Consider the following 21,073-nt stretch of genomic DNA (forward strand, 5'->3'; position numbering starts at 1 on the left):
AAAATAACTTGTTTTTAAGGCGCAAGGATTTTATCTGCGATAAAATTGATACTGGATATTTAAAAATAAGAAGTTATCTAACTTTTAGATTTATTTTAATCACAAAAGACACAAAAGTTTTAACCACTTAAGTTTTTTAAAGTTAAATTTCATGCATAATAAAGTACACCTAAGTTTTGAAAATCTTTGATTTTCTTCTTATGTAAACTTATTGTGCGGTATCATTTTAAACTTATTAACGGTTAAATGTTCAAAATAAAATCTTTTGTGACTTTTGTGGTTTAAAAAAAAGCAAAAGTCCCTTTACAGAGGCTTTTATTAATGTTGAGAAGGGAAAATTACTTTGTTTTTCTTATGTTTTGGTTTCTTCTTTTTCTTATTCAAATAGATGACAAAACCTGTAATCGGGAGTGATAGTGCGATAACAGCGGCCAGAAAATAAATAATTCTGGTGGTCAGCCCAAGGATACTTCCGGTGTGAAGATCATAATTTCTTTCTCTTAATGCGGTTCCATATCCGATATTTTTGTTTTTATAAGATTGAGATTTTACAATATCTCCTGAATACTGATCCAAATTAAAATGTTCATTTCTATATTGCCTTCCGTCATAGGTCAGTTCAGCATAATATGTTCCTTCTTCCGATCTTGGAAAATTGACAAGCGCTGATTTCTTATCTTTCAATCCTTTTTCCATGGTATTTCCGATGAGATTGAGAATATTTTCACGGTTTGAAGATTCTCCGGAAGGAATGGTACTTTTGGCTTTCTTTTCTGTAATGTTTCCGTTCAGTGTATTCTTTACCCATTTGTCTACATCTTCAAAGCTCCATATCAATGCGGAATAAGAGATTAAGAGTAAAGGAATCACAGCATAAAACCCCAGCACATTATGAGCGTCATAGTTAATCCTTTTCCAATTAGCAGATGTTTTAATGAAAAACATTCCTTTCAACATGGCTTTACTCATTTTTCGGGGATACCATATCACAAGTCCCGATAAAAGGATTACAGCAAAAATCAATGTGGAATAACCGGTAATTGTTTTTCCAATTTTTTCTCCCAGCAGAAGTCTTCTGTGAAGATCCAGTACAATTTCAAAGAAATCTTTTTTGGCATCTTCTACTTCCTGTACTTTTCCCGTGTAAGGATCTACATAAATCCGGTAATAATAAAGATAAGTTCCCCAATACGTCCATGCTTCCTCATCCATTTTGAGCGTGCGGAAGACATAGGTTCGTGAGGGATCAGAAGACATTACCACTCTTTTGACTTTCAAACCTTCAGGAAGTGCTTTTTCTGCTTTTTCCGTAAGTTCTGATAATGAAAGTTTTTTTCTTCCGATATTTTCAACGAAATATCTGTTAGGATGAACAATATGTTTTAATTCTTCTTCAAAAGCCAGGATGCATCCTGTAGCGGCCATGATAACAACTATAAGCCCGGACGTTAGTCCGAGCCATAGATGTAACTGATATGCAATTTTTCTAAACTTTAACTTCATTCTTAAAATTTAAAGCTAACCTCAGCAACAAAGTTACGAGGCATCTGAGCTACTACCACTCCCTGCCCTGCAAAATATTGCACATTGCCCAGATTATTCATTTTAAATCCTAATCTGTATCTTTCTTTTTCAAGGGAAATGGAAGCATTCACCAACGTATAAGCTGGGAATGCAAACTGTCCGGTAAGTACTTTGTTTCCGGTAAGCTGTTTTCCTACACGGTTTACCCCAAAGCCAACTCCAAGTCCCTGAAGTCCTCTGATAGGAAGAATATAACTGATCCATGAATTGAATACATTCGCAGGACCTGCAGATTCCGGACGACGGCCATCTACAGCGGGATCTGCTTTTTCATATCTGCTGTGGTTGTAGGCATATCCGGCCATAATATTTAATCCCTGAACAGGATTCATAATGGTTTCTATTTCAATTCCTTTACTTCTCTGTTGTCCATCCTGAATCACAATATTGTATTCTTTTCCGTCTCGGATCACTCCGGTTCCTCTCTGGATATTGTCAACAAGGATATCATAATATGAAACGGTAAAGTTAACCTTGTTTCTCCAAAGGTTTCCTTTGATTCCTACTTCCCACTGATTGGCCATCTGTGGTTTCATATCTCCGCTATAATCTGCCAATTGCTGGGTAATAGGTGCTGTATAGCTGAAACCATTCATATAGTTACCATAAGCAGATAGTTGATCTTTAAGGATTTGGTATACAACGCCTACTTTTGGAGACCATGCTGTTTGTTTGAATTCTCCAGCGCGTTTGTTGTCATTCAAATTAAGTTGTCCTTTACTTTCATAATGGTCCATACGCAAACTGATCAAGGTAGTTAAACGGTCGGTAATATGGGTTACATTTGAGATATAAGCTCCATAAAGATTGGATGCTGTGGTATTTCTTACCAATGGAGATTTACCCGCCAGGATTGCAGCCTGGGTAACCGCCTGAATTTTTTGCAGCGCCAGATCTTTGGATATGTTACCATATATTCCAGTCACTGGTGCTACCACTGGCCCTGAAGGATTTGTCCCATCGATATAGTCATATACCACAATCGGGGAATGGTTATTGTTGATGGTCTGATTAAGATAATCTAACCCAATCAGCACTTTATTTTTAATTTTACCGATGTTAAATTCTCCGTTAAAGTTCTGCTGGACACTTGTAGAAGAAGCTTCCGAGTTCTGCCACTGTACATTACGTTCCAACAGAGCATCACTGGTTGTCCCTCTGATAAACTGATATTGATATAATCCTTCCGTTTTTCTGAAGTTTCTTGAAAGTAAAGTTTGCGAAGTCCATTTGTCTGAAATTTTGTAGTTAACCTCAGCTTTTACATTGATGGATGGAGCTTTTAGGGTCATATCATTGTTGGAGTATGACCTTTTCCAATCGAAGCCAAGTTCATCAGGGTTGTGAGCAACATAAGGCCTTGTTCTGGTCAGGAAAATAATCGGAGTATTTGTTCCTTCATAATTGTAAATCTGAGCTCCCAGGTTGAACTTAAGTCTGTCATTCACCTGATAACTTATCGTAGGAGCTACAAAAAATGATTTTCTGAATTCGGAATCCCTGAATCCATTTTGGTACTGATAAGCAGCATTTAAACGAAACAGCATATTTCGTGATTCTGTAATGGGACCATAAACATCAGCGGTTACACGGTTCAGGTTGTAGCTTCCCATCAGATAAGAAGCTTCTCCTCCGAAATAATCTTTAGGTTTTTTGGTGACCGCATTAATCAAACCTCCAAAAGAAGTTACAGCACCTCCGTACAATGTTCCGGAAGGTCCTTTGATTACTTCCAGACGCTCAAGATCGGCAGGATCTATCTCACCATTGGTAGTTGCCGGAACACCATCTACCATAGATACTTTGGTTGGAAAACCTCTAAGGCTGTAGTAGAAACTTCCATCTCCTGAACCTCTTCCCGGACTTCCCTGCATTTTTACCATTCCCGGAACATTTTTCAATACTTCCGAAATATCATAAGTAATCTGCTCTTTCATGATCTGTTGGTTGATGCTTGTATAAGCCTGTGGATTTTCAAGAGCTTTTAAAGGCATTTTGCCCACTGAAGTACTGTCTTTATCCAAAAATTTATTTCTGCTCACTGCGTATACGGTGATTCCCTCAATCACATTATTGTGTAACGGGGCGTAGATCGCAGGAATTTCGTGGACATCTTTCTGAATGTAGATTTGCTCTCTCATCAGTTCAATGTCATTTAAAACCACCTGAAGCGTATATTCTCCAGGTGGCACATTTTCAAAGTAATATTCTCCTAAATTATTTGTTTTTGCCTGATAAGACGTGTTGACAAGTCTTAAAATTGCATTTTTTACCGGCGACTTTTCAGACAGCATGATCTTGCCATGAACTCTGTCGCCCTGCTGTGCAGAAAGCGAGTTTGAAGATAAAGCAAGACCAAGAAGTAATATAAGGGTTTTAGATGTTTTCATGCTGTAAGTTTTGTAACAGGGGATAGTTTATTTTACCGTTTTGTGATAATGGGAATGATTCTATAAGTTCGACACGTACATATTGTGGATTGATACGCAGTTTATTTTTGATGGTCTCGGTGATGATCTGAGGATCAATGTCCGGATTGTCATACAGCACAACGATTTTTTTATCATTGGCATTCAGACATACGAAGGTATTGCCCTGCATTTCATTTTTAAGAATAAATTCTACCTCATCCAGATTCAGACGTATTCCGAAAAGCTTCATGATACGCTTTATTCTTCCTGTGATATAATAGATTCCGTTCTCCCCTTTTCTGGCGGTATCTCCGGTATGTAGTACGGAAGGTTGCTCATAAGTGGCAAGATCCTCCAGTTTGTTGGCATAACCTCCAAAAATACTGACATGTGAAAAAAGAAGTTCATCCGTGTCAGGATCAATCTTGAAGTTTCCTCTCTCTACAACAGTTCCAATAGAGGTTTCTTCTTCAAGGAGTCCTTCCGTCGTAAGATAAGCCATTCTTCCTCCAGCTTCCGTCTGACCATATTGAGCAAAAAAATCTTTTTTAAATTCATGACAATACGTGAAAATTGTTTTTCTCAATTCAGCATTAATCACGCCTCCGGTATGGGTAAAATACCTCAGACTTGGAGAATCTTTTCTGAAAAATCCTATTCTGTTCAGGTTCTCATAAAGAAAAGGAACTCCACCTAAAGTACTGTAGCCGTACTCTTCCATTTCGTCCCAGAATGCTTTCTGCATAATGTCTTTATCTGTACATACAATTCTTCCTGCGCGTATACAGTTCGTAGTGAAAATAGAGAATCCGTATACGAAGTTGATAGGAACGTTTAAAGGAACCACATCGGATTCCTTAACGGGCATATACTGAAGGATGCTCAAAGCATTCTGGTAAAGGCTTTCATCGGATAATTTCACCAACTTCGGAACACCCGTAGTACCGGAAGTACTCAAAAGGATCTTGATTTCGGAATGAATGGTAATTTCACTCTTATAATCATCCTTTGCAAAGATTCTGATGTTGTCCGAGAATTCTTTCAGGCTGTATCCTTCAATGGTTTCTCTTTGCGGATCAAAGATATATTTTGGACGGTATTCTGCCTCAATACGTGCTTTGAATTCCTCATGCAGTTTCTGTCCCAGTACCGCAATCGTATGAGCTGTTCCATAAAAATTGAGGAGAACCTCAATACTGGGCAGCTGATTGTCATTGTACAAAAAGAGGAGCCCTTTTTCTACGGGGTTTAAGCCTAGAGACCGGTACAGTGTTCCCACCGGTATTGTTGTACCGGTGGAAGCATCTGTAAACTCCAAGTTCTTATTGGCAATTACATTTTCTAAAATTTTCATATGCTTAGTTTTCTACGAATACTTCGTATTTTTTCATTTTTTCACGAATCTTTCCGACGGTTCCCATCTCCAGAATATCATTAAAATCAAATTTGATCTGATAAAACTGTTCAAGCGCTTCTACGATAAGAAGATGAGACATAGAATCCCATTCCGGGATTTCCTGATACGTTAGTTTTTCATCTACCAATTCTTTCTTGATTGCAATGGCAGAGGCAATAATTTCATAAAATTCTTCTGTAGTGTTCATTTTAAATTTTTATAGTTTTCCATTTTCCATTTCTAAAAATCATCAGGAATAACACGGCTAAAACAATTTCCGAAGAAACGATGGCGGTAAATATTCCTCTCAGTTCCCAATGAAGTCTTACCCCTAACAGATAAGCCATAGGAAGCTGAATGACATAAAACATGACGAGATACAACAACGTTACCTGTAATATGTTTCCGGCTGCATTCAAAGCACGGCTGATTACCATGGTGAATCCTAACAGCAGATAAGCCATAGATACCACATGAATATACTGAACTGCATATCTTGCAACTTCAGGTTCTGTAGTGAAGAATTTCACCACATATTCCGCGGCAATCTGCCAGAATAAGGCTACAATAACCAGATAGGTCATGTTGATTGTTCCGGCTCTCCATACTGTTTTTTCTGCGCGTTCAGGCTCTCCGGCACCCAGATTCTGGCCTGTAAGAACGCCTGCTGCATTTCCTATTCCCCAGGCAGGCATCGTTGCTACGGAAGCAATACGCTGTGCAATAATATATCCTGCAAGAGCAGTTGTTCCGAAGGTAGAGATGATCTTCACCATAATCAGCCAGCTGGATGTGGGGATGATATATTGAACCAGTCCTCCAAAGGCTATTTTCAGAATCTTCTGCAACAATGGGATATCAAGCTGAAAAGGAACTCTGATGCTGATACTGGTTTTACCAGACAGAAATATAAAAGCCTGGTATAAGACTCCTAACGTTCTTGATAAAACGGTAGCATAAGCCAATCCCATTAATCCAAAAGCAGGAATAAATCCTACTCCGAAAACAAGGATTACCGCCAATATGATATTGGAAATATGACAGATCCAAAGTGATTTCATCGCAATATCTGCATCACCCGCACCTCTGAAAAGTCCATTTATTGAAAGTCGCAGAATGACAAGTCCGATACTCAGAAATACCAGTCTTGAAAAAGAAACGCCTTCAGTTACTGCCTTGGCATTGACTCCCAGGAAATCCACAATTTCTGTTGCAAAATAGCTGGAAACCCCACCAATAAGCACCGCAAAAAGTAAAGCAAGAAGGATGATATACTGAGCTGTTCTGCCCATTCCTTCCTGATCTTTTTCACCTGCTCTTCTGGCTGTGAGAGTAGCTGCAGCAATACCTAACCCTACTGCAATGGCATAAGCAAAGTTGATGTAGTTATCTGTAATTCCCACAAGGCCCAGAACTTTGTCTCCTAATTTTGCAATAATCAATAGATTGACACTCACGAAAACAGATTCCATGACAAGTTCCATTACCATGGGAATGGCAAGGCTAAAGATGGAACGGTTGATACTTCCGGAAGTCAGTTCGACTTTTTTCCCGGCTATGGCTCCATACGTAAAAACCGCTCCTTCTTTTAGTATATGCAGGAATTTCCTCATATTGCTGCTACTGAATTTTTATTAGCAATCTGATACAACGGATTAGGCAATGCTCCATCTTTTCTTGGAATAGCAAATGCTTTATTCTCACTGTAACCGTTATTTTTCAGACGCAGACTGTTGATATAGAATCTTTTGAATGCCGGTACGTACAGGTCATACTTTTCGTATCTTTCCTGAAGGTGAGTATTCTCAGCTTTATAATTTTCTACACAGTTGTGAACCAATTCCCAGAATGTTTCTTCATTAAAGTTGGAATATGTGTGTAAAGCGTTTGACAGATATCTGAAGAAGGCATCAAAAACTCCAAGCAAAATAAACAACGGAATATTTTCTTTGTTGGAAGACTGAATCAAACCGTCTGCAAGGTGTGCAGGAAGTTTTTCTCTGGCCTCAGTTGTTAAAACGATATCATCCACAAAATCTTTAATTACAATTCTCTGTGGAACTCCGTTTTTCAAAACAACCATAATGTTTTCTCCGTGTGGAGTAACACATAATGAATGCGTGTAATAGATATGCAATAAAGGAGTCAGATAAGCATCAAGATAGCTTTCAACCCATTCTTTGATACTCATTCCTGCTTTTTCTGCAAATGCCTGAACTAGTGGAACTCCGCTTTCGTCTACATAAAGTAAAGAAGCCATGGTAACCATTTGCTCATCCTCTTTCAGATAATTTTCGGCACTTTCTCTCCATAATGCTCCAAGGAATTCATTATATTGATAAGGTACGCTGGCAATAGCTCCATATTGTGGATGCAGATAAGCAATGGCTGCCTCTTCTCCCAGGAAAATAGTTCCTTTGTTTTCCAGATAAACATCATCTTTGATTAATCCTTTTACCCAATCGGTAATAGCCGGAGCAATTTTCATCTGTTTAGGAGATAGCCCTCTGATATTTCCTGTACTCAGAATAGAGACAGCTGTTTTCAAATATCTTTTCTTTGGATGATCTACATTGAATAAAGTACGGATACTCTGCTGTGGACTGTAAGTATCACTACCCTCACCCATTGGGATTAAAAGCCCTGAAGCAAGATCTCCTGCAAAATGAATCTGAAGTTTGTGTTCCCATTGCCATGGATGTACAGGAATAAAATGATAGTCTTCAACAATTTTTCCTTCGCTCATCAGCTGCTGCTGAAAATCATTATACAGCGAATCTCCTATTTCAGAACGATAAAATTCTTCTCTGTTAATATGTTCCAAAGACTGGAATGACGATCTGCTTTTATGAGAAGCCAGCCAGATTACTTTTAAATTTTCATCAGCTTCAGGCGCAAATGTTTTCAGATCGCGTGGAGAAAAACCTAATCGGCTTTTGTTCACAATGACCCACGGATGTCCGGTCATATTGTGCTCTACTGTTTGATAATCTGCATCAGCAAGATCTTTTGAAGACATTACTCCTTTGGATAAAATTAAAGCATCACAATACAACGTATGCAGTAATTCTTCCGTGTATCTTGCAATAGTATAAGGATCTAAGTCAAAAACAGTCTGCATTTCCAAAAAGAAAGCCGCCACATCTACGGCAGACAGATCTTCACCGTTTTCTGTTTTTGTAATGCTGTCTTTATCAATATGCCAATAATCCATCATTCTCTCCTGCCCACGGAAGCTGTAGGTAATGTTTTCAAGTCCGGTTTCAAGTTTAAAAACTGTATATCCGTCTTTATCTTCAAAAGTTACCACAGGTTTTAGAAGCTCTTCGTGCATCAGTTCTGCGATGGTTTTGGCCATTAAGTTTCTGTTAGCCTGATTCCAGTTTTCCTGGCTTACTGTATTTTTTAAGTTGGTGTTCATTTTATGATTAAATTTTGGCAGTTGGTAAATCAGCGTATTTTTCCACATCAAAGTCCTGGAAAGCAATTTTCTTTTCAATTTTATAATGCTCTCTTCCCAGAATGTCATTGATAATGTAGGAATTACGGTAAGCCGCCATTCCCAGATCGGTAGAAATATAGCTGTGGGTATGTACTTCAGCGTGGAGAACATAGATTTCGCCTTTGTTATGATCTATTGAATAATTCCTGTTGACATCAAACAATCCGCTTGAATCTCTCTTGATTCTGGATTGAATATTCTTTAAGAATGCAGGCTCATGATAACGATATCCGGTTCCCAGAATCAGATAATCGGCTTCCTGATCATAAGGTACTTCCTGTTCCAGCTGGGTGAATTCGAGATTGATGAAATCCGGATTGCTGTTGTCTACCTTATTCAGCTGACTGTTAGGAATAATTTTAAGATTAGGATCAGCATTGTCGATATTCAGATCATAAATAAAATCATAGATATCATTGATCAGGTCGTAATTGATCCCTTTAAACTGAGCTTGCTGCTTGCTTAAAATGGTTTTCCTTGCAGATTCACTTCTGTTGTAGAAATATTCAACATAATCCGGAGAAGTAAGTTCCAGTGTCAGTTTAGAATATTCCATAGGGAAAAATCTGTCCGGACGGGAATACCAACCCAACTGTGTTTTTTCATCTCTGCTCTGAAGCAGGTCATAAAATACCTCAGCAGAACTTTGTCCCGAACCGATAATGGCAATTTTCTTTCCTTGAGACAGCAATTCCTCTTTTCTATATAGATAAGAACTGGTATGAATAACACGGGAATCATCTTTCGGAATGAAAGAAGGAATATGAGGCTGTGTTCCTGTTCCTAAAATCAGTCTTTCTGTTTTGAAAACTGTAGTTTCTTTGGTTTTGGTGTGAACTGTCGTTACATGATATAATCCATCTTCATAAATAATATCAACTACCTGTGTTGAAAAGCGACACTGAGGAAGCTGTTCAATCACCCATTGGCAGTAACGGTTGTATTCTTTTCTCGGAATGAAAAAATCTTCTCTGATAAAAAACTTATACAGTCTTCCGGTTTCCTTTAAATAATTCAAAAGGCTCAAAGGATTGGTTGGATCAGCCATGGATACACAGTCACACAAAAATGGAGTCTGCAGGGTTACATGGTCAATCATCAATCCCGGATGCCAGTCGAAACCATCTCTCTGGTCCAGGAAAAGGGTCTTGAGTTCCGAAATCGGATTGGATAATGCGGCAAGTCCCAGATTGAAAGGGCCAATACCTATGCCTATTACGTTGTATACGGCTTCGTTAGTCATTTTTTGTGATGTTTGTGGTGATTTGTACCTCTTTATTTTGCGGGAATTTTTCCCAGTACCATTCTCTGTAACAGAAGTTCAGATTGGCTTTTTTATGAGGCATTTCAATTACTTTGTCTACTTTGAAGCCTACATGGGCTTTATTCATCATCGAAGCAAGAGAGTCTACAGATCCTTCTCCTACCATTTTTCCTACCTGTGGCTGTGCAAAAACATAGTCAACCATAGATTGTGTAGATGGAGAAACAAATTTCTTTTTAGGATCAGTAGGTGCAATAAACTGGTGCGTTCCGTAATCTGTAGGCAATACATCATAGTAATCTCCTACGATATCTCTGCACGCCCAATACACCTCTATATTACAGGAAGGTTCATCATTCCCTGCAATAATATAGCTGTGGGCTTCATCACTTGGAAGCATCAGTCTGTAATACGTTTCCAGTTCGTCAATCGGCCAGTTCATCTGCCAGATTTTTACAGCATGCTCGCGGTTGAACCATTCATGAAGCATTTCAAGGTCATTTTCAAGATCTATAGGACGCATACTCATGGTTACATCCTCTTTCTGGAAGTATCTTTTGAAGAAAACTTCTTTTCCTTGCGGGTGAATTAACTGGTCTGAGAAGAAATGTTTGTGAAGAAGATTCGGAACTTTCGCATAAGCAATAGATGCTGCATTCACGCCTCCGTCTACATCAGCTACCGCCGATTGTAAGTTAGATTTTACCGCCCAATATCTTTGATTCAGTGCGTAATCTGTTAAAGATGATGGTTCAGATTCATGAAGCTGTTCAAATTCTCTATACAGAATATTGATTAATCTTCTTTCTTTAACCAGTCCCGTTTTGCCTATTGAAGCAATCAGTGCGCTCAGGTTACTTACCAAAAGATGGTGGGAAACAATATCCAGAAGACGCTCATCTCTAATGAAAAGATCTTCCACTTCAGGATAATCTTTGATCAGAGATTCATATTTTCCTTTGAAACTGTCTTTTATAAGATATCCCTGTCCGTCTCTTACGTAAATAGACTGCGGTAAAAGCTGATTGTCAAGCTGAACAAGAAGGTTTTGCTGATGAACTTCCGGAGCCATACCTAATTGATTGTACAATCTGTTTAAAGGTGAAAGCAAAAGATTCACATACTTTTCAAACCAGATAATAGCTGCTTTTTCAACATCTACACCCAGCTGATTCGCCACATTCTTAAAGAAATGAGTCGTAAAATTGAATCCATCTGTAGATTCATCCTGACAAAGCCTTGCCAGTAAAATAACTTTATCTTCATTTGAAAAAGGATTTTCACGGAGCAGTATATTAAGACTGTCCATATTCTTTCCTCCATTATGAACGCTTAACGTGGAAGGTTCCAGCAATAATTTAAAATTCGGGAAATCTTGTTCAAATGAAGCTTTTTGATGCTGCCACCAGATTGCAGAAGCATACCCTCTGTTGAGATCTTTTAAACTGTTTGTTCTCACAGAACCGGTCATTAAAACATGCAGAGAGAATTTCAACATCCAGCTGAAATCAGGGTTGTAAACTGTTCTTATAGATGATGTTGCATAAAAATCCTCTCCCAAAGGTCCGATGTGAATAATTTTTCCGGAACCTAACATTTCAGGATATTCTGCTGTTGATAAAAGATATTGTGCCTCCCATGGGTGGCATGGAACTATATAAAAATCATTGATGTTTTCAAAATCGTAGCTTTCCGGTAAAGAAGCCCATTTTTCGAAGATTTCTTTTGCTGAAATCCCCGGAAGAGATTTTTCTGTAATACAGTCTTTATGAATCAGGAAGTAATCCAGCTGAAATCCTTTTCCGAATTCCGGGCCGTATAAAAGCTGTTCTTCCTCAGAAAATCCCATTCTTGATTTGGTGAAAGGATGTAGATTATGTCCTGCAGGAAGCATTTGTTCAGATTCCAGAAAAGAATAGCTTAAAAGCTGATCATCCTGAAGACATGCTTCCGTTGTTTTTTCCAGATTTCTTAAACTGCTTTGAATTCTTTCCACAAACTGTTTGAATCCGGTTTCGTTTGTCGTTTCTGAAAACTCCTTGTAAACCAATTCAGTCAGTTTTTCATTATTGACTTCAAAAACCTCTTGATTTTGATGGTCAACGGCCCACAAAACAGGTCCGTATTCATGAAAAAGAGTCTCGGAACGATAAGAAACGGGAGCAAACAGGAACAATCCACTTTTCTTCATTTCGAATCTCATATACAGCGGATCATTGCTGTTCTGCAGAGCTTTTGCTGTAAGGAGATCATATTTTGGAACTCCCTGATAGAATTTTCCATTTCCCAGTTCTCTCAGCATTCCGTTAAGAAGAATTCTGAAGGTAATTTCTCTGGCTTGTTCTCCTGTTTTATTTTTCTGAATTAAAGTCTTTTCCATGTTTTTTGATTGTGGTAAGAATTTGATGAATGTCTTCAGTAGTGGTAATCGGGTTCAGGAAGGTAAATTTTAGATAGAAATTTCCATCAACCTTTGTGCTGGCTACAAGGATTTCTCCGCTGTAGAAAAGTTTCATCTTAATGTATTGATTCAGGGCATTCAGATCACTGATTTCCGGATTTACATATCTGAAAACAAGAACACTTAAATCCGAATCTGAAAGAAGTTCAAAATCTGCATCTTCAGTAATCATTGCGGCTGCATCCTTGGTAAGATCAATAACGGTATCTGTATATTCTGCCAGCTGCTCTCTACCCATCATTCTTATGGTAAACCAAAGTTTTAAAGCATCAAATCTTCGGGTACTCTGCGTAATAGATTTATTGATCTGTGCTGGAATTTCTTCTTCATCCATTTCTTTCGGATTCAGATAATCGGCGTGATGTTTAAGAATCAGCAGTTCTTTTTTATTTTTAACAATAAAGGCACTGCTACTGATGGGTTGGAAGAATGATTTGTGGTAATCAATCGTTACAGAGTCTGCTCTTTCAATACCATTAATCAGGTTACGGTATTTATCACTTAATAATAAAGCACAACCATAAGCTGCATCCACGTGCATCCAGATGTTATAATGCTCTGCAATATTTGCGATATCTTCTAATGGATCGATATTTCCAAAGTCTGTTGTTCCTGCGGTAGCCACGATTCCAATTGGAATATTTCCTAATTGTTCTTCTCTTTTAATGTATTTTTTCAAAAGAGAAATGTCCATACGGAATCTGTCATCGGTAGGAACTTTAACAATGCTTTTCTCACCCAATCCCATAATGGAAGCATTTTTTAAATTGCTGAAGTGAGATTTATCTGAAACAAATATTCTGAAGCGGCTTGCCTCTGCCGGCAGGCCATCCATTTTAATATTGTGGTTGTATCTTTTCTGGGAAAAACAGTCACGCATCATAACCAATCCCATTAAATTGCTCTGTGAGCCGCCTGCTGTGAAAACGCCATCGCTTTCATTGGTATTATATCCGATCTGACCCGCTGTCCAGTCGATCAGTTTTCTTTCCATAAAAGTTCCACCGGCACTCTGATCATAAGTATCCTGTGAAGAATTGATAGCACTAACAAGGATTTCTCCTGCCAATGCCGGAATAACTACCGGGCAGTTAAGGTGTGCAACATATTGTGGAAGGTGAAAAGCTGTAGCGTGTTTTACATAAATTTCATCTACTTCCGCAAGAAGTTCATTGTAATTGGAAAGTTTTTGATTAAGATCGATCTGTTGTACCATCCCTTTCATTGTTTTGGCTTCTATACCACTGAAAGGTTTGTTGTTTCTGTAAAGAAATTCCTGAACCAGGTCTAAAGTACTATTGACTGCATTACGATAATGATCATAATTGTCTGGATGGAAAATATTCCCGAAATTCCCCGAAATGTGAGGTGAAGTTGTGCTTGCGAGCTCTTCTAGGGAAATTAAATTGTTGTTCATAAAAGTTTTGTAATGTGATTTTTTAAATCTGTGAGTTGTTGTGGTTTTTTTGATATACGATTATATATATCTGATAGTCAGGTTTTTATTTTTTACATTTTTTTAAGATTTTGTTTGGTGGTTGAGTAATTATTCATAAATTTGACTCGGTTATTGTTATTTAGAATAATTAAAAACAAATATAAAAATTATTAGTTAACACCAAATTTTTTTTTAATGAATTCTACAGAAATTTTAGATAAAGACTGTTCTACAGCGGTAAAACTGCTTCCTACGGTCATAGAGGTCACCTCACAGGAGAGAAGAATGATAAAAGATGCTGCACTACATCTTCAGAAAAAGTATGACACTTATGAAAACCGTGATTTTATTAAGCATGTACATCAGCTGGCGTCTTATTTTTTACCGGAGAGAATTTTAAATATAGCAGCTGATTTTGCAAGTGACTTTTCAAAAAATCAGTATGGTGCACTGATCTTTACCGGATTAATGGATATAGATCAGGAGAATATAGGTTCAACCCCTTCCAATTGGCAGGCTGCAGATTATTCAAAATTTAATTTATATGGTTTTGCATGTGCACTTATTCATGGAGCGCTGCCATCAAAACCTGTACAATATTATTCACAGCGTAAAGGAGGCGGATTGATTCATGCCATCATTCCGGATGAGAAAATGAAAGAAACGCAGACAGGATCAGGATCTTCAACAGATTTGTATGTACATACCGAAGATGCCTTCCTGAAACATCAGGCAGATTATTTAAGCTTTATGTATGTAAGAAATGAAGAACAGGTTCCTTCTACTCTTTACTCCATCCGTTCTCATGAGTCTATCGGTGAAAACTACAGACCTCTTTTTGAGCGTATTTATAAAATCCCAAAAGATGCGAATCTGGAAACAGGAGATACTGAGGAAGAAACATTAGATTCTGTATTGTATGGGAATTTAAGCCTTCCTTTTATGAGGTTTGATGCTGCTGAGCAGCTTTTCAATTCGAGTATAAGACAATCTGAGGAAGCTCAAAGTACGCTGCATGAGTTCTGGGAAGAAGCCAGACATTTGATTTATTCAGGGTTTACACCTCAGGCGGGAGATGTCATTCTGGTTAATAATCATTTATGTGCTCACGGAAGATCAGCTTTCCGTGCAGGAGTGAGAAAAATTGACGGTATTGAACAGCCTTGTGAGAGAAGAATTATGCTTCGTATGATGAGTAAAGTAAGTCTTATCGATATGAGAGCACACACGCTTACAGAAGATCCGTTCTTTGTAATAGAAGAGCATTTGGGTAAAAACTTTCAACAATTTTAATATGCTGGTTAGTTAGCATTTTGAACATCAATCAATCGTAAATCCTTTTTAAGCAGTGCTTAAAAAGGATTTTTTATTTGATTTTCATTTGATTAATCCGTGTCAAGGTTCAAAACCTTGACACGGATCAATGGGGTAAAGCTAAAGCCAGTATTGCATCAACAATAAAAACAAACGGGCTTTAGCCCGCTTCTATTAATATAAAAACTAATCGAAATTCAATGGGAACGGGCTTTAGCCCGTTTTAATAATTAAATATAAATTCCAACGGCTTTAGCCAAAACTTAAAAAACAGGTTTATTGTTTAAAAAATCTATCAAATAAAGACAATTGTTCAGACAGTGATCTGCTCCAGTATTCGGGAACATGCCCACCCAACGATTCTGTATAGAGATGCTGGATTTTCATTTCTGTCAGTTTTTTATGAAAATTCCTGTTCATCGTGATCATTTGAGTATCTTCCGTACCACAATCGAAGATATATTGCTGTCCGGCTCCAGCCATCAGCTTCACTTTACTGTCGGTAAGAAAATTAGGATTAATGGATTCCAGTGGTCCCAGAACTTTATTTACCATATATTTTTGATATCCTTCTCCAAATGAGTTGAAATCCAACGCACCACATGAACTTCCTACAATACCAAACGTTTTATTATAAGTAACCCCAATATTGGTTGCTCCATAGCCACCCATACTCCATCCCATAATGCCACGGAATTTTTTATCAGCTTTCACAGGATAATTTTTATCGATAAATTCTACCAGTTCTTTTCCAATAAAGGTTTGATATTGTGAATCTTTAACGATCGGACTGTCTACATACCATGAACTGTAATTTCCATCCGGAAGCACATAGATTGTTTTAAGTTCCTGTGCTTTTTTAACAAGATCAGGAATATCCTGTTTCATGATTCTGTCCGGATTACCACTGAAACCATGAAGAATATACACAGACGGATAGGTTGTATTAGGCTGAAGGTTTGGGGTAATAATAACTGTTTTGATTTTTTTATTCATTTTCGGACTGAAAATTTCCTGATGAATAATTTTTTGTGCTGATAATGGGGCAAATGCAGCCAGCACAACTACAATTTTGATAAGTTTCTTCATGTTTAAAAATGTTTAATGAATAATAATCACAGGTTTTTATGATAAAACATATAATGTACCAATGACTGTATGATGAAGCAAAATTGCAGCATAAAAAGAAAAAAAACCTCAACATATGTTGAAGATTTTATTAGTTTATTTTACTCAGATTTCGAATTTCATTTTAATGAAGTCAGAAAGCTGGAGAGCGAAGTTATTGAAGTTCAAGAATAAAATTCCAAGAGGATTATTAATCTTTATAAAAAAGTTATCTAAACTTTACCAACCACAAAAGTCACCAAAGCTATTATTTTAAAACATTTTAGTTCACTTAAGTAAGTTTAAAATGATACAGTATAAAAGTTCACATAAGATGAAAATCAAAGATTTTCACAAAACTTAGGTGTACTGATTATACATAAAGCTTAGCATAAAAAAAACTTCAGTATTTAAAACTTTTGTGTCTTTTGTGGTTAAAAAATCAATATAAAGATCAGACAGCTTCAGTCCAGAAAACTGAATTTTCTTAAACCGAACTCAGGGTAATTTATTCCACTCAGAATTAGGAATATCAGTTTATTTCCTTTTTGATCCGGCTTAGCTGTGTAGGAGTAATTCCAAGGAAAGAAGCGATATGATGTTGCTTTAATCTGTTGTACAAAGATTGATTTTCAAGTAACTGTAAATACCGTTTTTTTGCAGTTTCATATTTCAGAGATACTTCCAGAGGTTCTTTTTTCACTACCCAGTTTTTTTCCAGATAATACATATGGAAAAGAGCCAGATCATGATGCTTTTCCAACAATTCTCTATACTGTTTTGCAGGATATTGGATAACTGCACAGTCTTCCAGTGCAATAATATTGAAATCGCTAGGTACATTTTTAATAATGGCGGCTGTAGATGCTACAAAACTGTTTTCTTCAAAGAAGATTTTATAAATATTATTTCCTTGTTCATCTACTGTATAATACCCTATCAATCCTGATTTGATAAAATAATAATACCTTGCCATGGAGCCGGATTCCAGCAGAAGATCATTTTTGTGATAGTACTCTTCCGTACAGATATCCAGTAAATCTTGAATTGTTTCTTCAGATAAAAGATAATACTGATTGATATGTTTTACAAATTCTGAGTGGTTCATTTGAAAATTTTTAGTCTAAATATAATCACCTTGATTTTTGAATCACAAAATTTTCAACAAGAAAAATTGAGCAACCAGTTTTTTTCTTAGATAAAACCATGATCATCTGTGAAAATCTGTGCTATCTGTGGGCAAAAAAAAATTAAACCAACATTTTCTTCATCATCAGATCGGTCTGCTCTTCTTCCCCAAGTCTGAAAATGTGTTTATCAAACTCAACAAATCCGTTTTTTCTGTAAAATTGTAAAGCCCTCAGGTTTTCTTCCCAGACACCCAGCCATAAGTATGATTTATCAAGCTGTCTGGCGGTATCTAAAGCCTGATCATAAAGGAGTTGTCCTACTTTTCTCCCATGATGGCTTTTCTTGACATAAATTCGTTCAATTTCAAGGCTGGTCTCATCCTGAAGTTCTGTCTGTGCGTTTCCTGTATTCACTTTCAGATAGCCTACCGGATTGTCTTCTTCCCAGGCAATATAGAAAAGAGAATCAGGATTATTCAGCTCTGATTTTATCTTTTCTGTGTTGAAGCTCTTATCAAGATATATTTTCATAGCCTCTTCTGTGTTATCTTCAGCAAATGTTTCTGAAAATGTCTGAATTCCTAGGCTTTGTAGAACGTCTAAGTCTTCAGCAGTTGCTTTGTTTATAATAATTGAACTCATGATTGTAAGAGTAATTGTTATGAGAAAAGAATTTTCTTAAATGCTTCAGAAGCCAGGTGTACCTGTACACTCCAATCGTCTGCAGCATCACTTCCTGCATCATCAGAAATATATTTCAGGCATAGAAACGGGATATTTTCCTGTTGGGCAATCAGTGCCAGTGGATAGGCTTCCATGTCTACAATATTATAATCCGTTTCAGAATGGTTCATTTCAAAACTGTCGCCACTTCCGCAGATTCCTTCCTGCAAAGTTTCCATTTTAAGGCCATATTCCAATACGGGCGGAACTCCGGATAGAGGGGTTTCATATAATTTAAATCCTAATCCTCTTACATCCATATCTCTTTGGATGAATTTTGTACAGCATACCACTTCTCCTTTGTGAAATCCTTTACTTCCTGCAGAACCTAAATTCACGATCAGTTTAGGTTTTCTTGTATGAATTTCTTTGGTTAATTCTATCGCTGCATTCACCTTTCCAATACCTGTAATTAATTTGTTTTTATCATCAAAAACAGTTCCTGCTTCGGAATCTAAGGCAAAAACAAAAAGGGTGTCATCAATTGAATAATGGGTTTCGTTGTTAATTTTTATCATTGAGGAATTAGATTTATGCAGTTGTTGTGACTGTATTACAAAGATACGAGAGTTTTCTTCTAATCTTTTAAAATAAAAACCCCAAAATAAAACTATTTTGGGGTTCTGATATCTTAAATACTGCATCCATCTGCATCACAGGAAGCTCCGCTGCCTCCTGAGAGATCTTTAAACGGACTCACAGTTTCTTTATAAGTCTGCTGAAGTGCATTTTCAAATACTTCTACCGGCTGAGCTCCGGAAACAGCATATTTACCGTTCAGAACAAAGAACGGAACTCCGGAAACCCCATTATTTCTTGCTTCCTGAATATCCTGATTCACTTCATAATCCAGCTGATCTGTTGTAACCGCCTGGATTGCCTCGTCTTTATCAATTCCTAAGTGTTCAGCAAGACCCACTAAAACATCTCTATCGCCTACGTTTTTACCGTCGATAAAATGAGCGATAAATAATGCCTCTTCCATTTCATTAGCTTTATTATGCTTTTTGGCTAAATGAAGCAATTTATGAGCGCTGAAAGTATTGGTGATCAATGTTTTTCCAAAATTAAAATCAATTCCGGCTCCTTTCCCCATTTGCGTTACCTGACCAAGCATTTGTGTAGCCTGAGCTTCTGCAACACCCTTTTTTTCTCTAAAATACTGAATGGTGTCCTGCGTTTCCTTCGGATCTAAAGTAGGATCCAACTGAAAACTCTTCCACTCTACTTCTACTTCATCTTTAAAAGGAAGTTTACTTAAAGCCTGCTCAAAATTATTCTTTCCAATATAGCAAAACGGACACATTACATCCGACCAGATTTCTATTTTCATTGTATTTAATTTTAAATCAAGAAACTATTTAAACTTATTAAAACCATTAAGGAGAATGTAAGAAATAAAGCATAGTTAAGATGAATCATTCTGATTTTTAAGCTTAAAGCGAAGCCTATCTTAATATTCTCAACATCTTGATATAATCTTAATGTTTCAAAAATAAACGTTTAAACAAGTTTCAAATTAATAGTACAAATGTACTGTATTTTATTTAATGTAACAAATATTATTACAGTTTAATTCTGACAGGTGGAAAGTACCTGGCTGCGCTTTTCAACGATCCCTTTTAAGATCATCATCAGAAAAGCTAGAAGCCCGAAGATCACGCCTATCCAGGGAATATACTCTACTCCTTTTGTCACGATAACCCATCCTCCAATGGTGGTTCCCAGCGTCACCCCTAAATTTCCGAATGATGTGGCAAGACTGTTGGCAAACTCCAGTGAATCCGGTGCGGAAGAAATCATATAGGTGGATGCATTCAAAAAGCTTGGTGAATACAAAAATCCCCAGATTCCAATGACCGCAATTGTTGCTAAGAGATTCCCATCAGAAAAATATAAAAGAACAGGTACTAAAATAGTTCCGGAAAGAAAAATAGCCGTTGTAGCCACCACATTTTTATTGAGCATTTTTCCGGCTACTCCATTGGCTGCCACTCCAATAATTCCGAATAACAGGAGCATATAGCTTACCATTGAAGTATCCATTCCTTTGGCTTTATTCAGATAATCTGCAAAATAACTATAGGTAGAAAACCAGGCTGTAATCATAAAAAAATTAGTCAGCGTACTCAGAACGAATGGAGGCTGTTTCAATATTCGGGCCTGATTTCCATAAGATTTTTTCTCCTTCACAGGCATCGGAGGAAGAAGGAAATAAATTACAACCAGAGCAATCAAACTGACTATAGTTTGTATCATGAATGAATATTCCCAGGACCACAGTCCAGCAATCCATGTTGCAAAAGGAACTGTAGTGACCATGGCAATGGCTACTCCATTAAAAACAATCCCCATGAGTTCATTCTTTTTACGATCATCCGCCTGAGAAACGGCCACAGATAATGCAGTCGCAATATATACAGGCTGAAGAAAGGCAGGTAAAATTCTTACCAACATCAGCAGCCAGAAAGGTGGTGAAAAAGAAGACACAAATCCTGTCACCAGAAACATAAAAATGGCCGTGAGCATTATTTTTTTACGGTCAAAACCTGAGGTAAGTAGGGTCATAAAAGGTCCTGTAAGAGCAATAATTAATGCAAAAGCGCTTAACAGATACCCTGCTTTGTCTATACTCATCTGATAATGTTCTGCAATTTGCGGAAGAATTCCGATAACTCCGAATTCTGTTGTAATAACAGCTATAAATCCCAGACATCCAATGTATGCATACTTCTTCATAATC

Annotated in this window: 16 protein-coding genes; 1 reads left to right on the forward strand and 15 read right to left on the reverse strand. The window is 37.3% G+C overall.

Annotated features, from left to right (window positions below; all coding sequences use genetic code 11):
* Positions 1-318: 318 nt before the first annotated feature.
* The 9 genes from ODR02_RS07480 to ODR02_RS07520 are packed head-to-tail and all read right to left on the reverse strand — an operon-like array spanning position 319 to position 14,035.
* A complete protein-coding gene (locus ODR02_RS07480) occupies positions 319-1,503 on the reverse strand; it encodes a PepSY-associated TM helix domain-containing protein (RefSeq protein WP_209784434.1) in 1,185 nt (394 codons plus the stop codon).
* 2 nt (positions 1,504-1,505) lie between these two features.
* Entirely contained in the window at positions 1,506-3,974 is a 2,469-nt protein-coding gene (locus tag ODR02_RS07485) for a TonB-dependent receptor (RefSeq protein WP_209784435.1), read from the reverse strand.
* On the reverse strand, positions 3,961-5,349 hold the full coding sequence (locus ODR02_RS07490) for an AMP-binding protein (protein WP_209784436.1): 1,389 nt from the start codon (positions 5,347-5,349) through the stop codon (positions 3,961-3,963). The genes ODR02_RS07485 and ODR02_RS07490 overlap by 14 nt, the downstream gene beginning before the upstream one ends.
* Before the next feature lie 4 nt (positions 5,350-5,353).
* Positions 5,354-5,599, reverse strand: a complete 246-nt coding sequence (locus ODR02_RS07495) for an acyl carrier protein (protein ID WP_047374822.1) — start codon at positions 5,597-5,599, stop codon at positions 5,354-5,356.
* Between the two features lies 1 nt (position 5,600).
* Positions 5,601-7,004, reverse strand: a complete 1,404-nt coding sequence (locus tag ODR02_RS07500) for an MATE family efflux transporter (protein WP_309512020.1) — start codon at positions 7,002-7,004, stop codon at positions 5,601-5,603.
* Positions 7,001-8,812, reverse strand: a complete 1,812-nt coding sequence (locus tag ODR02_RS07505) for an IucA/IucC family protein (protein ID WP_309512021.1) — start codon at positions 8,810-8,812, stop codon at positions 7,001-7,003. The genes ODR02_RS07500 and ODR02_RS07505 overlap by 4 nt, the downstream gene beginning before the upstream one ends.
* A gap of 7 nt (positions 8,813-8,819) precedes the next feature.
* Positions 8,820-10,136, reverse strand: coding sequence for a lysine N(6)-hydroxylase/L-ornithine N(5)-oxygenase family protein (locus tag ODR02_RS07510; RefSeq protein ID WP_309512022.1), 1,317 nt, complete (start codon positions 10,134-10,136; stop codon positions 8,820-8,822).
* Positions 10,129-12,537, reverse strand: a complete 2,409-nt coding sequence (locus ODR02_RS07515) for a GNAT family N-acetyltransferase (protein ID WP_309512023.1) — start codon at positions 12,535-12,537, stop codon at positions 10,129-10,131. Before ODR02_RS07515 ends, ODR02_RS07510 begins: the two co-directional genes overlap by 8 nt.
* Positions 12,509-14,035 (reverse strand): pyridoxal phosphate-dependent decarboxylase family protein, encoded by a 1,527-nt coding sequence (locus ODR02_RS07520; protein WP_309512024.1) that lies wholly within the window; start codon positions 14,033-14,035, stop codon positions 12,509-12,511. Before ODR02_RS07520 ends, ODR02_RS07515 begins: the two co-directional genes overlap by 29 nt.
* Positions 14,036-14,251: 216 nt before the next feature.
* Between ODR02_RS07520 and ODR02_RS07525 the strand changes: the two genes are divergently transcribed.
* The gene (locus ODR02_RS07525) at positions 14,252-15,349 is read left to right on the forward strand and encodes a TauD/TfdA family dioxygenase (RefSeq protein WP_209784442.1); all 1,098 of its coding nucleotides are present in this window, start codon (positions 14,252-14,254) and stop codon (positions 15,347-15,349) included.
* Between the two features lie 297 nt (positions 15,350-15,646).
* Here the strand turns inward: ODR02_RS07525 and ODR02_RS07530 are convergent, their stop codons facing one another.
* The 6 genes from ODR02_RS07530 to ODR02_RS07555 form a co-directional block, all read right to left on the reverse strand.
* Positions 15,647-16,459: an alpha/beta hydrolase gene (locus ODR02_RS07530; RefSeq protein WP_209784443.1), complete on the reverse strand. Its 813-nt coding sequence runs from the start codon at positions 16,457-16,459 to the stop codon at positions 15,647-15,649.
* A gap of 550 nt (positions 16,460-17,009) precedes the next feature.
* Entirely contained in the window at positions 17,010-17,585 is a 576-nt protein-coding gene (locus tag ODR02_RS07535) for a Crp/Fnr family transcriptional regulator (RefSeq protein WP_209784444.1), read from the reverse strand.
* Positions 17,586-17,727: 142 nt separating this feature from the next.
* On the reverse strand, positions 17,728-18,249 hold the full coding sequence (locus ODR02_RS07540) for a GNAT family N-acetyltransferase (RefSeq protein WP_209784445.1): 522 nt from the start codon (positions 18,247-18,249) through the stop codon (positions 17,728-17,730).
* Positions 18,250-18,266: 17 nt separating this feature from the next.
* Positions 18,267-18,848: a 5'-methylthioadenosine/S-adenosylhomocysteine nucleosidase family protein gene (locus tag ODR02_RS07545; protein ID WP_105682345.1), complete on the reverse strand. Its 582-nt coding sequence runs from the start codon at positions 18,846-18,848 to the stop codon at positions 18,267-18,269.
* 113 nt (positions 18,849-18,961) lie between these two features.
* Positions 18,962-19,663: a DsbA family oxidoreductase gene (locus ODR02_RS07550; RefSeq protein WP_309512025.1), complete on the reverse strand. Its 702-nt coding sequence runs from the start codon at positions 19,661-19,663 to the stop codon at positions 18,962-18,964.
* 239 nt (positions 19,664-19,902) lie between these two features.
* Positions 19,903-21,069, reverse strand: coding sequence for an MFS transporter (locus tag ODR02_RS07555; RefSeq protein WP_309512026.1), 1,167 nt, complete (start codon positions 21,067-21,069; stop codon positions 19,903-19,905).
* Positions 21,070-21,073 lie beyond the last annotated feature (4 nt).

The organism is Chryseobacterium sp. CFS2, assembly GCF_036543225.1.
Classification (GTDB): Bacteria; Bacteroidota; Bacteroidia; order Flavobacteriales; family Weeksellaceae; genus Chryseobacterium; species Chryseobacterium culicis_A.

Bases quoted from the DNA above. Each gene is read 5' to 3' on its own strand.
- ODR02_RS07480 (WP_209784434.1), bottom strand. From the start codon at position 1,503: ATGAAGTTAAAGTTTAGAAAAATTGCATATCAGTTACATCTATGGCTC.
- ODR02_RS07485 (WP_209784435.1), bottom strand. From the start codon at position 3,974: ATGAAAACATCTAAAACCCTTATATTACTTCTTGGTCTTGCTTTATCT.
- ODR02_RS07490 (WP_209784436.1), bottom strand. From the start codon at position 5,349: ATGAAAATTTTAGAAAATGTAATTGCCAATAAGAACTTGGAGTTTACA.
- ODR02_RS07495 (WP_047374822.1), bottom strand. From the start codon at position 5,599: ATGAACACTACAGAAGAATTTTATGAAATTATTGCCTCTGCCATTGCA.
- ODR02_RS07500 (WP_309512020.1), bottom strand. From the start codon at position 7,004: ATGAGGAAATTCCTGCATATACTAAAAGAAGGAGCGGTTTTTACGTAT.
- ODR02_RS07505 (WP_309512021.1), bottom strand. From the start codon at position 8,812: ATGAACACCAACTTAAAAAATACAGTAAGCCAGGAAAACTGGAATCAG.
- ODR02_RS07510 (WP_309512022.1), bottom strand. From the start codon at position 10,136: ATGACTAACGAAGCCGTATACAACGTAATAGGCATAGGTATTGGCCCT.
- ODR02_RS07515 (WP_309512023.1), bottom strand. From the start codon at position 12,537: ATGGAAAAGACTTTAATTCAGAAAAATAAAACAGGAGAACAAGCCAGA.
- ODR02_RS07520 (WP_309512024.1), bottom strand. From the start codon at position 14,035: ATGAACAACAATTTAATTTCCCTAGAAGAGCTCGCAAGCACAACTTCA.
- ODR02_RS07525 (WP_209784442.1), top strand. From the start codon at position 14,252: ATGAATTCTACAGAAATTTTAGATAAAGACTGTTCTACAGCGGTAAAA.
- ODR02_RS07530 (WP_209784443.1), bottom strand. From the start codon at position 16,459: ATGAAGAAACTTATCAAAATTGTAGTTGTGCTGGCTGCATTTGCCCCA.
- ODR02_RS07535 (WP_209784444.1), bottom strand. From the start codon at position 17,585: ATGAACCACTCAGAATTTGTAAAACATATCAATCAGTATTATCTTTTA.
- ODR02_RS07540 (WP_209784445.1), bottom strand. From the start codon at position 18,249: ATGAGTTCAATTATTATAAACAAAGCAACTGCTGAAGACTTAGACGTT.
- ODR02_RS07545 (WP_105682345.1), bottom strand. From the start codon at position 18,848: ATGATAAAAATTAACAACGAAACCCATTATTCAATTGATGACACCCTT.
- ODR02_RS07550 (WP_309512025.1), bottom strand. From the start codon at position 19,663: ATGAAAATAGAAATCTGGTCGGATGTAATGTGTCCGTTTTGCTATATT.
- ODR02_RS07555 (WP_309512026.1), bottom strand. From the start codon at position 21,069: ATGAAGAAGTATGCATACATTGGATGTCTGGGATTTATAGCTGTTATT.